At 58.0% G+C, this 14,345-nt stretch carries 10 protein-coding genes and 1 pseudogene; 8 read left to right on the forward strand and 3 right to left on the reverse strand.

Features of this window, described 5'->3' with window-relative positions:
• The first annotated feature begins 34 nt into the window (after positions 1-34).
• The 8 genes and pseudogenes from V3C20_RS07250 (at position 35) to V3C20_RS07285 (ending at position 10,733) form a co-directional block, all read left to right on the forward strand.
• Positions 35-922, forward strand: coding sequence for a prephenate dehydrogenase/arogenate dehydrogenase family protein (locus tag V3C20_RS07250; RefSeq protein WP_161981653.1), 888 nt, complete (start codon positions 35-37; stop codon positions 920-922).
• 136 nt (positions 923-1,058) lie between these two features.
• Positions 1,059-3,257, forward strand: a complete 2,199-nt coding sequence (locus V3C20_RS07255) for a TonB-dependent receptor (protein ID WP_161981652.1) — start codon at positions 1,059-1,061, stop codon at positions 3,255-3,257.
• 15 nt (positions 3,258-3,272) lie between these two features.
• Complete coding sequence (locus V3C20_RS07260; protein ID WP_130083189.1) at positions 3,273-4,019, forward strand: ABC transporter ATP-binding protein; 747 nt, start codon at positions 3,273-3,275, stop codon at positions 4,017-4,019.
• Positions 4,016-6,853 (forward strand): ABC transporter permease, encoded by a 2,838-nt coding sequence (locus tag V3C20_RS07265; protein WP_130083188.1) that lies wholly within the window; start codon positions 4,016-4,018, stop codon positions 6,851-6,853. Before V3C20_RS07260 ends, V3C20_RS07265 begins: the two co-directional genes overlap by 4 nt.
• 466 nt (positions 6,854-7,319) lie before the next feature.
• Positions 7,320-7,823: pseudogene (locus V3C20_RS07270) on the forward strand (BACON domain-containing protein); the annotation flags it as partial.
• An 86-nt stretch (positions 7,824-7,909) separates the two neighbouring features.
• Positions 7,910-8,701, forward strand: coding sequence for a DUF805 domain-containing protein (locus V3C20_RS07275; protein WP_161981217.1), 792 nt, complete (start codon positions 7,910-7,912; stop codon positions 8,699-8,701).
• Positions 8,702-9,390: 689 nt separating this feature from the next.
• Positions 9,391-10,020: a CatA-like O-acetyltransferase gene (locus tag V3C20_RS07280; RefSeq protein WP_161981216.1), complete on the forward strand. Its 630-nt coding sequence runs from the start codon at positions 9,391-9,393 to the stop codon at positions 10,018-10,020.
• Positions 10,021-10,031: 11 nt separating this feature from the next.
• Positions 10,032-10,733, forward strand: a complete 702-nt coding sequence (locus V3C20_RS07285) for a four helix bundle suffix domain-containing protein (protein WP_330935339.1) — start codon at positions 10,032-10,034, stop codon at positions 10,731-10,733.
• Positions 10,734-10,767: 34 nt separating this feature from the next.
• Here V3C20_RS07285 and V3C20_RS07290 read toward each other — a convergent pair whose 3' ends face one another.
• The 3 genes from V3C20_RS07290 to V3C20_RS07300 all read right to left on the reverse strand — a co-directional run bounded on the left by V3C20_RS07290 (position 10,768) and on the right by V3C20_RS07300 (position 14,328).
• Entirely contained in the window at positions 10,768-11,742 is a 975-nt protein-coding gene (locus tag V3C20_RS07290; protein WP_130083182.1) for an ABC transporter ATP-binding protein, read from the reverse strand.
• 18 nt (positions 11,743-11,760) lie between these two features.
• On the reverse strand, positions 11,761-13,155 hold the full coding sequence (der, locus tag V3C20_RS07295; RefSeq protein WP_130083181.1) for a ribosome biogenesis GTPase Der: 1,395 nt from the start codon (positions 13,153-13,155) through the stop codon (positions 11,761-11,763).
• Between the two features lie 75 nt (positions 13,156-13,230).
• Positions 13,231-14,328, reverse strand: coding sequence for an LptF/LptG family permease (locus tag V3C20_RS07300; RefSeq protein WP_130083180.1), 1,098 nt, complete (start codon positions 14,326-14,328; stop codon positions 13,231-13,233).
• Positions 14,329-14,345 lie beyond the last annotated feature (17 nt).

Here is a 14,345-nt window from a genome sequence, read left to right on the forward strand (position 1 = left end):
GTTCCGAGGCGTTGATGTATCCGCCCGCAAGTCCATGAAAGACGCTTCCAAGAAACAGCCCTCTTTTTCTTCCGTAGCCATTATGGGGCCCGGCCTTCTGGGGGGGGCCCTGGCGCTGGCGGTGAAGGTGCGGATGCCCCATGTCCATGTGCGCCTGTGGGGCAGGAGGCCGGAACCGCTGGAATACGCCCTCTCCATTGGTGCGGCTCATGCCGTTTCCACCCGTGTGGCGGAAGCGGTGCAGGGGGCGGACCTTGTTGTGCTGGCTACTCCCGTGGGGGTGATGCCGGATATCGCGGCCGCCATGCTGCCGGCCTTGAAGCCGGGCGCCGTCGTGACTGACGTGGGTTCCGTGAAGGGATGCGTGCACCAGTCCGTGGGGAGGGCGCTGACGCGGGCCGGAGTGGCGTTTATCGGTTCCCATCCCATGGCCGGTTCCGAGAAGCAGGGCATGGAGCATGCTTCCGCGGAGTTGTTCCAGGGGGCTACCTGCATTTTGACGAATGACGAGCACGTGCATGAGGATGTTCTTCTTTTGCTCCAGCGGTTTTGGGAGCGTGCAGGCTGCCACTGCATCAGGATGCAGGCGGCGGTCCATGATTCCACCGTGGCCCGCATTTCCCATATTCCGCACGCTCTTTCCGCACTATGCGTTCACAGTGCGCTGGACGGAGGTGATGTGGAGCTGCTGGGGCTGGTGTCCGCCGGCGGCTTCCGCGACACCACCCGCGTTTCCATGGGGGAACCGTCCATGTGGGCGGAGATTCTGACGGAGAATTCCCCGGCCGTTCTGGAACGGCTGGATGCGGCGCTGGCCCAGTTGGGCGACGTGCGGAAGTTTCTGGCGGACGGGGATAAGAAGTCTCTGGCGGAATGGCTGAAGAAAGCCGGAGAGAGCAGGGCGCAGGCTCTGGGACTGTAGGTTTTTCCGGAGATTTTTCCGTGCATGATACGCCACGGGTTTGCCGGGATGAAAGACGGCTGTTATTAAATTGTTAACAAACGGGCATGGACGGAACGGCTTTCCGTTTTATACTTGCCGCATGCGTTTACCTGCCATGAATAACCGCCGTTATCGCCGCCACGGGCGCGGTTTGCACCGCGCCGCCGCCATCGGGAGCCTTCTTGTCCTGGGGCCGTCAGCCTATGCCGCCGTGGACAAACCGGCAGCGGAAGAGGACGTTCAGGAAATGCCGGAACGGGTCATGACCATCCGTTCCAAGTCCCTGCGGGCGGAGACGGTGAGCACGGCCACGCTTACGAACATGAAAACGGAAGAGGTCCCGCAGACGGTAAACGTGATTACGCGGGATCTGATGGAGTCCAAGGGGACCGATTCCCTGGTGGAGGCCCTGCGCATGGATTCCTCCGTCAATACGGGCGGGGACATGCTGATGTCCCGAACAGCGGACCAGTACACCATCCGCGGTTTTGCGGGGAGTGACGTACAGATAGGCAACATGCCTCTTCCGCGCGGCATGGGGTACGGCATGGATACGTCCCTGGTCGAGAATATTGAAATCGTCAAGGGCCCCATCGGTTCCATAGCCGGCGGCCAGTCCAGCACGCTGGGACCCTACGGGGCGGGCGGCTCCATCAATCTGGTTTTGAAGACGCCGGAGTTTGTGGACAGGACGGAACTGACGGCTTATGCCCGTTTTTCCCACCACGGCCAGAAGTACCGCATGACCATTGACGATACCCGCTACCGGGGCGACGAAACGGACGGTTTCGCCCTGCGCACGGTGGCCGCCGCCGAATACGACCGCCCGTTCTGGCTGAACGGCGATGCCAACGGCGGCCAGAAGTATACGGTTTCCCCCATTTTCCGCTGGCAGCACGATTCCCGCACCAAGACAGTGCTGACGACCAGCTTCCAGTATCAGAATTCGCCCACCTATATGGGCATTCCCGTTCTGGCCGGTCATTTTGTGGGTCCTTACGACGCTTGGTACGGTTCACCGAGCGGCCGCCTCAATTCCAAGTCCCTGCTGGCAATGCTGGATTTTGAACGCAAGCTGGAAAAGGTTTGGACGGTCCGCATCGGCGGCGGCCTGGGCTACAGCGACGTTGATTATAATATCTGGGGCGTTTCCTCCTCTCCCGGCCGCGGGGGCGGCATGACCACGCAGGAGTATTACAACCAGATGATTGCGGACGGCAAGGCCAAGTATGAGGCTTCCTGGAGCGACACGCAGAATATCAACTGGAATTTTTATTCCAACGCCCTGGCGGAGTTCAAGACCGGCCAGGTGGCGCATGAGGCGCTCATGGGCGTGTCCTATACGGGACGCAGCGTGTACGGGGACGGCTCGTCCATGAATAATACGAACGATTATTTTTCCCTGTATGATCCGGCTCCCGTGGTTCCCTCCCCCCGGGATTATTCCGGCCTCAATTCGGACGATTCCGTCATCCAGCGCGCGGGATTTCTGTTGCAGGACGTGTTGTCCTACGGAGAATGGCGCTTCCTGGCCGGGGTGCGCGGCGACGCTCATTTCAGCATGGACAATAATTACGCGTTTGCCTGGAGTCCCCGCTTCGGCATCACCCGCATGATCGGGGAGCGCGTGGCGCTGTTCGCCAACGCCGCCCGGACTTCCGCGCCCAACTTTGGCTACAAGGATGAGAACAACAAGGAACTGACCAATTCCTGGAGGACGGACCAGATGGAGTTCGGCTTCCGTGTCAGTCCGGTGGACAAGGTATGGTTTTCCGCTTCCTGGTTTGACATTATCCAGAACAATACTCCCGTGATTTTGCCCGGCTCCCTTGACAGGTATTATGCGGACGGCTCCAAAAGGGCGGAAGGCGTGGAACTTTCCCTGACCGGGGAAATTACCAAGAATTGGAGTTCCTATCTTTCCTATACCTACACGCGCACCAAGAACCGGACCACCGGGGAGGTGTATCCCACCATCGCGCCCAATGCGCTGGCCATCTGGCAGAAGTACCGCATTGACGGCGGCCTGCTGAACGGCACTGTTCTGGGGCTGGGCTACCGTTGCAAGGATTCCTATTACGCCACGTTCCGAGGCGAGAAGATCGCGGATAATTACACGATTCCTTCCTACAGCGTGTTTGATTTCACCGTGGAGATTCCCCTGCCGGAGACCAAATGGCTGAAGGATGCTACGCTGAGGCTGGCCGTGTACAATATTTTCGACAAGAAGTACGTGCAGTCCACCCGCCACGCCGTTCAGTGCACCGTGGGCGATCCCCGCACGTTTGAAGTAGGCCTGAAGACCACATTTTAACCCTCTATTCCCGCCATGAGTTCCCCCGTTATTTCCGTCAGCCGCCTCAAGCGAAGTTTCAAATCCGGCACCGGGGAGGTAACGGTACTGAAAGATATCAGCCTGACTGTTCCCCAGGGAGAGTTCGTAGCCGTCATGGGCGCGAGCGGTTCCGGCAAGAGTACCCTGTTGAATGTCTTGGGAGGGTTGCTTTCTCCGGATGAAGGTTCCGTGGTGGTAGATGGCCGGGATATCGGCTCCATGTCCGATGCCGCCCTGACGGTGTACCGGAGGGACCGCGTAGGGTTCATTTTCCAGATGTTCAACCTGGTGGGCACCCTGAGCGTGGAAGAGAATATCCTGCTGCCTTCCCTGGCGGGAGGACGCAGGATTTCCGCCGCCGCACTGGACGCCATGATTGAGAAGGTGGGGCTATCCCACCGCCGCCATGCCATGCCGGATACCCTCAGCGGCGGAGAGCAGCAGCGCGTGGCGATTGCCCGCGCCCTGATTTCCGAACCTGCTCTGGTGCTGGCGGATGAGCCTACGGGTAATCTGGATTCCGAAAACACCCGCCTCATGGGCGATTTATTCCGGGATTTGCACCGCACGCAGGGTTGCGCCTTCGTGCTGGTGACGCACGCGCCGGATGTGGCGATGTGGGCGGACCGCGTGATCATACTCAAGGACGGCCGCATTGTGGACGACAGGTCTACAGCGGAGTTTTCCGGACCCGTGGAACTTTCCTCCTTTTATGAACGCACGCTGAACGACGCCTTATGACGCCGCTGCCCAAACTGATCTGGCGGGATTTGCTGACCAACCGGGGGCGCGTGGCCGTCAGCGTGTTTGCCATTCTCGTCTCCGTCAGCCTCATCGTCTGGATGATGGGAAGCTATGATACGCTGGTCAAGGAGTTCGACAACGATGCCGAGGCCTACATGGGCAATTACGACCTTTGCCTGGTGCCGGAAGCGCCCAGGGGACCGTTGCCTCCCGGGGGGCAGCCCCGGTTTGCCGATCCGGAACTGGCCGCGCGCCTGGCGGCCTCTCCGCTGGTGGAGTCCGTCAACGCCGCCTGCCAGGTTCCGCGCCTGCAGATCGGCTGTGCGAATGAACGCGGCAGTTTTGACGAGCAGACGCGCGACCGCATGGGCATTCCGCCCCAAAGTCCCATCCTGGTGGGGAACCTGGCCGCAGAATGTCCTTACGACCTAGAGGAAGGCGTCTGGCCCGACATGGCGGCTTCCACCGCCATGGAGGGGGTGCTGGGAAGCGGAAGCGCCAGGTATTTCCGCGCAGGCATAGGTACTGTCATGAGTGTGCGCGTGGGTGCGCATGTGTACGATGTGAAGGTCGTCGGCATCGTGAAGCAGGCAAAGGCAACGCCCGGCGTCATCATGGGGCCGGGCGGCATGGGGGGCGGTCCCGCTTTTTCCTCCCTGTTCGTTCCGGCAAGCGTGTGTGAGAAGATCACGGGGCGGCCTTTTGTTCCCAATCTGATTTATGTGCGCCTGAAGGAGGGGGTGGACAAGAAGGAGTTTGTGGAGAGTTTCCGGGAGAAGCTGTCCAGGGCTTCCGCTGCCGTGGCGGATACGGATTCCATCATCCAGCGGCTTTCCAGTGACCGTTCCGTGCGTCAGCAGAAGGATAGTGCGGAAATGTCCGTCTGGCTTGTCCTTTTTTCCTGCGTTTTTATTATTTTCACCACCTTGAGTATCGGCGTCAGCGAACGCACGCGCAGGCTGGCCCTGTTGCGCGCCCTCGGCATGAGCCGCATGCAGATTGCCCTGCTGATTGTGGGGGAAGGCCTGTTCCTGTGCATTCCGGCCCTGCTGGGCGGCTTGGCCGCCGGGTTCTGCCTGGTGTACCTGCTGGAGGAAGGTTCCTCCACGCTGCCTTCCCTGACCTGGACGACGGCACTGGCCGCGGCCGCGTGCGCCGTAGGCGGGGCTTTGCTGGCCTCCGTGATTCCCGCCTGGCGCGCTTCCCGCCAGTCTCCGCTGGAGGCGGCCGTTCCTTCCGCCGGATTCATGGGGAAGGTGAGCCGTGTTCCCGCGTGGTCCGTCCTAGCGGGCCTTGCGTGCGTGGCGCTCCAGCCCGCCGCCCTGCTTCTTCCGGGACTGGAGGTGGAGACACGTAAATGGATGTTCGTCTGGCTGGGGTATCCCGGCCTGGTTGTCGGCGCCCTGTTTCTTGCCCCCGCTTTCGTCCGCGCGACGGAATGGGCCGGGGCGTGGCTGACGGGGCTTCTTCTGCGCGTGCCCCATGCGTTCCTGCGGGTCCAGCTCAGCCGCAATCTCAGCCGTTCCGTGGGAACGGCGGTGTCCATGTCCGTGGGGCTTTCCCTGTTTGTGGCCGTGCAGACCTGGGGATATTCCATGCTGGTTCCTTTTTCTCCGGATTCTTCCACGCCCGGAACGCTGGTTTCCTTCCTGCACACGGAGTTCCGGCCGGGAGACGTACCTGAGTTGATGGCGCGGCCCAGCCTGAAGAATGCCCGGATGTATCCCATTTACGTGGATGAACCGGATATTTCCCCGGAACAGATGAAGAGCCCCGGCTTTTCCGGCATGCGCAACCGTTCCGTGGTGCTGGCGGGAATTCCCGTGGAGAAGATGGCGGAGGGGAAAGATCCCCTGTTCCAGCCCGTGTTTGTCTCCGGCAATCCGGAAGAGGCCTATGCCATGCTGAAGTCCACCCGTTCCCTGCTGATTCCGGATACGTTCGCACGGACGGTAGGCTTGAAGGCGGGGGATGATTTGATGCTGGTGAATCCTTCATCCCGGGGGAACCACCCGGGGAATGCGTCTGAGGGCGGTTTGCGCGGGGCGCGGGTTGGCGCTTTTTCCGCCCCTATGAAGGGGGAACCCTGGAAGGTGGCCGGCATTGTCTCCTTCCCCGGCTGGCACTGGCTGACCAAGACCAGCGGCATGCGCGTGCGCCGCGGCGGTTTTGTGGCCGCCCTGGCTATTGCGGATGAACGCTGGCTCAAGGAGGATTACGGCCACCAGGGGTTCCAGTTTATCTGGGGGGATACGGCTCCCGGCGTGACTAATGTGGCGCTTCAGGATGATTTGGGCGAGTTCGCCCTGATGAAGGCCCGCGAGCGGGCGGGAGGGGAGGAAGGCGTGAAGCCGCTGGTGAAGGCTCTGACCCGGGAGAGCCTGGGCGGCAGCGTCACCAGCCGCGGGGACAGCGTGATTTTTACCATGAGTCAGCTTCCGATCATCATGATGGTGATTGCCGTGCTGGCGGTTTTGAATACCGTGCTGGCCTCTGTTCAATCCCGCCGGAGGGAATTCGGACTGATGAGGGCAGTCGGCGTGCCGGGAGGGATGGTGATGCGCATGCTTTGGGCGGAGACGCTGATGATTTCCCTGTGTGCCATCATCATGAGTCTGGTGCTGGGCGTTTTGGCGGCCTGGTGTTCCATCCAGATTCTGGAGTACGGTTATCACTTCGGCATTGTTACGCCTCCCATCACGATGCCCTGGGCGCATCTGGGGTATGCCGTGCTTCTGGTGCTGACCCTTTCCACATTGGCCTGCCTAGCGCCTGCCTGGCGCATGAAGAGGGCTTTCGTGACGGATTTGCTTTCAGCGGGCGAACGGTAGTTTTTTCAACGGGTGGGCCAGAGGACTGGCCGCTTTTAAAGCGGCAGGGGAAGTGTCTTGCTTTGAGGCAAAAGTAACTGGACCATATTTTTAATATGGTTCTTCCAACAGATTTTACCCCTTTCCGGAACAGGGGATGTCTTGGGTGCCGTCTGTGGCTGGCGATTGCCGTTCTGGCGACCATGTACTGCTGGCTGGCATTTACGGGGACCGTCGCTTCCGCTGCGCCGGGGGATGATTGGATCAATTCTACAGCGGTGGGAGAGACGTTTGACAGCTTTCCCGCGACGGCTATATCCAGCCTGGATGGACATTATGGTTTCTTTGCTGCTTCTGCCGGAGATGCGGAGATCGTGGACATGAGCAGCCGCGGGTTTGGCCGCAGTTTGAAGATTAACGGAGCAAGTGGAAGTGTGTCTGCCCGCAGCATAACGCTGCATTTTTCTTTTCCCCTGGAAGAGGAGTCTCCCTGTGCGTTCCGTGCGATGCTGGGTGGACGGCTACAAAGAATGCCGATTGGCTGGTCATTGAGTCCGTGGAGGGAACGGATGGGAATGGAACCATTTCCATTTCAGCGCAGGCCAACGGCGGAGTTTCCACGCGTACCGCGGCCTTGACCGTTTCTTCCTTCTTGGCATCCAGAGATGTTCTTGTGGAACAGAGAGGCGGGAAGTTGACGTGGAATGAGTGGAAGAAGGACAAGATCATCGGCAGGGACCCCTCCAATTCCCAGACCGGACCCGGACAGTCTGCCGCAGGTGACGGAGTGCCCAACCTGTTGAAGTATGTTACGGGAATGGATCCCCTGAAGCCGGCCGGCAGTCCGGTCAGTATTTCTGAGAAGGATAACCGCCTTCTGATGACGTGGCCGGTCAATGAGGAGGCCGTCGGGATTTCCCTGAAAGTGGAAGCTTCCTCCAATCTGAAAGATTGGACAGAGTCTTATGAAGTCACTGTTCCCGGAGAATAGAGGCGTCCGGGCCGGACGCAGATGTTGGAAGAAAAGTTATTGATAGTTGTTTTCCAGATAAGTATGGTATTTTCATGCCTGTGGAAATGAAATATTATTACCATACTTCCGACGGCGAATTGCACGGTCCTGCAGAGTTGGATTTTCTGGTCCGTGAAGTGAAGTGGGGTGGCCTGCCGGATTCTCTAATGGTCCGCTCTGAAAACAGTGGCGAGTGGATTTCTCTCGCGGAGGTCGTTCAAGGGAATACTTCCGTCGGCTGGCCCTTGGATGTCATGTCCGTAACGCCGGAAGAGCTTGCCCGGATGTCGCGCTGGAAACGGTTGTGGTATTATTACCGTCGGTCCTGGAAAATGGCATTCGTGCTTGAAGGCCGGGCTTCGCAGCAGGAATGCATGCATGTTTTCCTGTCCATGACGCTGGCGGATTGTCTGGCATTCGTGGCCGCGCCGCTATTGAGCGGATTGATGCTGGCGTTCCTGTTTCCGGGGAAGGTGAGCGAGTCCGTTGTCTTTTTCACCGGAGGGACCATTGGTGTTTTGTTATGTCTGCTGGTCGTCATTCAATCTTTTTCCCTCTGCTGGAGAAGATTGCATGATTTATCGCTGCCCGGGTACTGGGTCTTTGCGCTGCCCGTCGTGTCTTATGCAGGTAATTGGCTGATAACGTGGCTGCTGGAACATGCGGGGATATTGATCCCCAGGACCGGAATGATGCATTATCCGGGCATTTCCCCAGCACTTGCATTTGTGGCTGTCGTTTCAGTCGTGGTCTCCTTAGTCATCATCGTTTTGTCCCTGACCTGGATTGTTGCGCTGCTGGGAATGTTCCGCGGTATGGAGGGGGAAAACAGGTACGGCCCGCGTCCGGAGATGTGAGGCACGGTTGGTTCCATCCTGAAAGGAGGAGGGAATGAATGAAACGGTACTATTACCGTACTTCCGACGGCGAGTCGCACGGCCCTTCAGTTCTGGATTTTCCGGTCCGGGAAGTCCGCTATGGGCCGCTGTCTCCGGAGTTGATGGGTTAGAGAGGGCGGAGTGTCGGGAAAGCATTGTGGGTGCATTGGACAATTCAAGTGATTTAAAGCCTTTTGAAAGGCCGGATGTTGGTAGAACAAGCCGTCGGGAAAGTGGAGGAAGCTGTTATATTGCTGGTTCCGTTCCTGACGCTTGACGATATTTTGTTCACATGTTCCTCCCATAAGGAGACTGCCTGAGCGTATCGGTTTTCCACAGGAGTTTTGCCCCGGCTTGGTGGTTTTCTTTCTTATAATTCCCAGGTGGTTTGAGACGCTGCCGTTTGTGGGCTGCCGATTATTTTATGGTTTTATTTTTCCCTGGGATGCAGGCGTTTTCACGATGCCGGGGTGAGCGGCGCGTTGCCGGCGGCGGCATGGTTAGGGGTGATTTTTCCGGTGTGTTGCCATTGGACAGCCTGATGGGGGAGTCGTTTTTGAGCTCGTAGGCGTGGTTGATGTTCTGGACATTGTCCGTGCTTTTCACCATATTGCTGACGGAGAAGAGAGGCAAAAATCAGCATGGGCCTTTTCCTTCACAAAGACGGTATGAAAAAGAAGATTGACGTAGATTCATGGCCTAGAAAGTCACATTACGAGTATTTCCAGACTTTTGACTGCCCGATGTTTTCCATTACGTTTCCCGTCAGGGTGGATGCGCTGTACCGTTATGCTAGGGAGAATGGGCTGTCCTTTTTCGCCGTGTGCATGTTTGTGCTGCTGAAGGCACTGAATGAGGTGCCCCAGTTTCGGCAGAGGGTGGAGGATGGGGACGTGTGGGAGTATGAGTCCGTGGATGCCCTGGTTCCGGTTCTGGCCGCCGACGGGGAGTTTTCCCAGATTGTTGTGGAGTACCGGGACAGTCTGTCCGTTTTTCTGGAACATGCCCTTCCGTTGATTCAGGCGGCCAAGGGTGAACCCGCCCGTGCGAATCCCTGCCACCGGACGGATATTGCCGTGTTCAGTTGTCTTCCATGGATGCCGTTTACGCAGGTAGCCAGCGCCTACAGGTCTTTCCGGGGGCAGTACCTGCCTCTGATTCACTGGGGAAAGATGGAACCCGATGCTTCCGGCAGATTGATGATGTCCGTGGCCGTTCAGGCCAATCATGTATTGGTGGACGGTGTGCATGTTGGGAATTTTTATAAAAATATTGAGTATTTGTGTTCTCGATTTTAAGATAGGGGCCTATGGCCTCTCTGCTGCGTCCGTCCGGTGATTACCGCTCTCTTCTTTCCTACCAGAAAGCGGAACAGATTTATGATTTGACGTATTATTTTTGCAAAACATATTTGTCGTGCCGCGACAGGACAGTAGATCAGATGGTTCAAGCCGCCCGCTCAGGGAAGCAGAATATTGCAGAAGGCAAGGAGGCGGGGCTGACATCTCTGGAGATGGAGATCAAGTTGATAAATGTCGCCAGAGCCAGTCTGGATGAATTGCTGGTGGATTATGAAGATTTTTTGAGGGTAAGGAAGTTGCTCTTATGGGAGAAGGATTCCCGGGAAGCGCAGTTTGTCAGGAAAAAAGGGGCGGACAAGACCGCGGGACGGGATTATTTTCTGAATCTGGCCCGGACGCGGCCACCGGAAGTGATAGCCAATATGGCGATTTGCCTGATTTTTCAGGCCAAGTTTTTGTTAATGAGGCAGCTTGAGTTTTTGGAAGGGAAGTTTCTCAGAGAAGGAGGGATGAGGGAAAGGATGAGCCGGATGAGAAGGGCGGTGAGGGATAGGGGTGATAGGGGTGATAGGGGTGATAGGGGTGATAGGGGTGATAGGGGTGATAGGGGTGATAGGGGTGATAGGGGTGATAGGGGTGATAGGGGTGATAGGGGTGATAGGGGTGATAGGGGTGATAGGGGTAGGATGGGAATTTCCCATGATCTCTAAAATTCTCTATAAATTCTTCAATTGTTCCAGAATTTTAATTTCCGGCCAGGCAGCCCGGGCAGTTTTGTACCCAGTGACCGGGGGATATTTCCGCCAGTTCCGGTTCCCGGTCTTTCAGGCATAGTTCCGGTTTGCCCAAGGTGTTTCTGGGGCGGAAGCTGCATCCGGAGGGGAGGTGCGTCATGTTGGGAGGCAGGCCGGGAATGGTGTAAAGGGGGGCTCCCTTGGCGTGTTGGCCGGGGATGGATTTCATCAGAGCTTTTGTATAGGCGTGCCGGGGATGTTCCAGGAGTTCCCCGGAGGAGGCGCTTTCCACGATGCTGCCCGCGTACATGACGTTGATGCGGTCCGCATACTGGCGCACCACTCCCAGGTCGTGCGTGATGAGGATGACGGCGGTTCCCATGTCCTGCTGTAGTTTTTTGATCAGGTCCAGCACCTGTTTCTGAACGGTGACGTCCAGTGCGGTGGTTGGTTCGTCCGCGATGAGGATTTCCGGCTTGGTGATCAGGGCCATGGCGATCATGACGCGCTGCCGCATACCTCCGGAGAATTGGTGCGGGTAGGCGTTCATGCGCTGCTCCGGGTCCGGTATGCCGACAAGGGAGAGCTGTTCCAGGGCTCTGGCCAACGCTTCCTTTTTGTTTATTCCTTCATGGATGACGAGCGGTTCCGCAATTTGTTCCCCGACGGTCAGATACGGATTGAGGGAGGTCATGGGGTCCTGGAAGATCATGGAGATGCGCCTGCCCCGGATGAAGCGAAGTTCTTTTTCCGAACATTGGAGCAGGTCCGTTCCGTCCAGCATGGCGGAACCGCTTTCAATGCGGCCCGGAGGCATGGGAATAAGCCCCATCATGGAGTAGCAGGTGACGGATTTTCCGGAGCCGGATTCCCCCACGATGCCGAGCGTTTCCCCTGGCGCTACATCAAAGGATACGTTTCTTACCGCCCTGACGATGCCCGCCCTGGTGTGAAAGGAGGCGCTGAGGTTCCTGACGGAAAGCATGCCGGAGAGGGGGAAAGGTTAGTCGTTACGCACGCGTGAACGGGCGGAGAAGATGACCGGAATGCCGGGGGCCGGGTAGTTTTCCCGGATTTTGTTGCGCAAGTATTGGGAATAGCTATCCGTAAGCAGGTTTTTGTCATTGACGAAGAGGACGTAGCGCGGTACCGGAATGGTGCTGTATTTGGGGTCCACGGCCGTGGTGACATAGTAGATTTTAAGCCGCTTGGCAGAGCCACTGGAGGTACCGGGCGGGTTCATCTGCTGGGCAAGCTGGATGAGGCGGTTGAGCTGTCCCGTGGTGGGTAGCGCGGTGGATTCCCGGCGGATGCGCGTGATGACCTTGAAGATGATTTCAATACCTTCCGATTTTTTCGCGGAGGTGGTGATGAACGGCGCGTAGTTGATGAAGAAGAGCTCCCTGCGCACTTGTTCCTCCACTTCCACCATGCGATCCTTGCGCGGGGCGTTCGGGTGGAAGAGGTCGAATTTGTTGACGATGATGATGCAGGGTTTTCCTTCTTCCGCGATGATGCCGGCGATGCGGCGGTCCTGCTGCGTGATGCCCGCCGCGATGTCAATGACCAGCAGGCAGATGTCCGCCCGGCGGATGGCTTTTTCACTGCGCATGGCGGAGAAGACTTCCACGGAGGTGTCCCGCCGGGAACGCGGGCGCATTCCGGCCGTGTCAATCAGAACGTAGGGCTGCCCGTCATGCAGGTAGGGGATGTCAATGGCGTCGCGGGTGGTTCCCGCTACGTCTGAGACGATGGTGCGCCTGTCCTGGAGGATGGCGTTGACCAGTGAGGATTTGCCCGCATTGGGGCGGCCTACGACAGCTACCTTGATGGGGGGGGCCGTTTCCGTGTCTTCTGCCAGAGTTTCCTCCATTGCTTCTTTCAGGGGGGCCCCTGCTTGCTTGAGAAAGGAGTCCAGTTTGGAGGCCAGTTCCGAGAAGCCACGGCCATGAGCGGCGGAGAGGAAGATGTAGTCGTTAAATCCGAGTCCGGAGAATTCCCCCAGGTTGAGGTCCTGTTTTTCGTGGTCGGCCTTGTTGAGCAACAGCATGACCGGAACTTCCGATTTGCGGAGATGGTCCGCGATGCTTTGGTCAATGGGGGTGAGGTGGTCCCGGCTGTCCAGCACGAAGAGGATCAGGTCCGCCGTTTTCATGGCTATGTCCGCCTCAGCGGCTACCTGTTCCGCAAAGCCGTCGCCCAGCCGGGCCCCGATGCCGCCCGTGTCCATAAGCTTGCAGGCATGGTCCGTGATTTTGCAGGGTGCGCTGATGCGGTCGCGGGTGACGCCGGGTTCATCATGCACGATGGCGATGCGCCTGCCCGCCATTCTGTTGAATATGGCGGATTTCCCGACATTGGGCCTGCCTACGATTGCAATGGTGGGGACGTGCTGCATGCACGCCATGATACGGAAACGATCCGGGCAGTTAAAGACAATTCCGCGCCAACGGAAGACGGCTCCTCAGGAACCTTACCCCTTGTGCCTGGCCTTATTGTGAAGGTAGAGGGCAACAGCTATCGTGATGACGTTGGGAAGCCACAGCAGGATATAGGGCAACACGGTTCCGCTTTTGCGGGACAGGTCCGCGAAGATGAGCGCCACAAAGTAGAGGGAGGCGATCAGGATACCCATGGCAAATCCCGTGGAAGTGTCTTTCCGCCGGGTGTTGATGGCCAGGGGCACTCCGATGAGGGCAAAGACGATGCAGGCCAGGGAGAAGGAGGCGCGCCTGGGCAGTTCCGTGGCGAATTCCCGCGTTTGATTTTCATTCAGGTAGCCAGGGGTGTTCAGGGCCTCCCTGATTTCCTCGTTGGTGAATCGGTTGGCCTTGATGCGGCGGCCGGAATGCCTGTCCGTGCTGATGCTCCTGGGCATTTCATCCACGACCACGCTTCTGGAAATTCCGTTTTTTTCCTGCGTGGTGACGAGCGTATTGAACAGATGAAGTTCAAATATCTTTTTTTCCGGGGAAAAGTGGTAGGTAACGCGTTCCGCGTGCAGAGCTACAGCCGGGGATTTGTCCGAGGCTTTTTGGTAGATATGCATGCCATAGATGAGCTTTTCCTCCGGTATATGCTTGTCAATGTAGATTTCCTGGTCGTCGAATTTGGTGATAGCCTGTCCTTCACGGAGCAGCCCCTCCGGGTTGATGGAGGCCGCCTTGATCAGCAGTTCGGAGATAGCCTGCTTGGCGCGGGGCGCCAGGTCTATGTTGATCCAGTAGCAGAGGCCGGAAAGGGCAATGCCGATGGCGATGGCGGGCGCGCTCAAACGCCACAGGCTCATGCCCGCCATGCGCATGGAGGTGAGCTCGTTGTCAGAGGCCAGCCTCCCGTACACCAGGAGTACCGCAGTGAGGAACCCCCACGGGATGGAGAACATCAGGGAGAAAGGAATTACCTGGAAGATGAATTCCATGACAATGCTGAAGGGGGCTCCGCTTTCCACCAGAAGCGGTCGCAGTTCCTTGAACAGGTTTCCCAGCAGAAGCAGGGCGCTCAGGGACATTACCCCCAGGACTGTCACCCCCAGTAATTGTCGGGCAATGTATCTGTCAAAGATTTTCATGCAGTAAAACCGTGCGT

The organism is Akkermansia sp. RCC_12PD (assembly GCF_036417355.1).
GTDB lineage: Bacteria > Verrucomicrobiota > Verrucomicrobiia > Verrucomicrobiales > Akkermansiaceae > Akkermansia.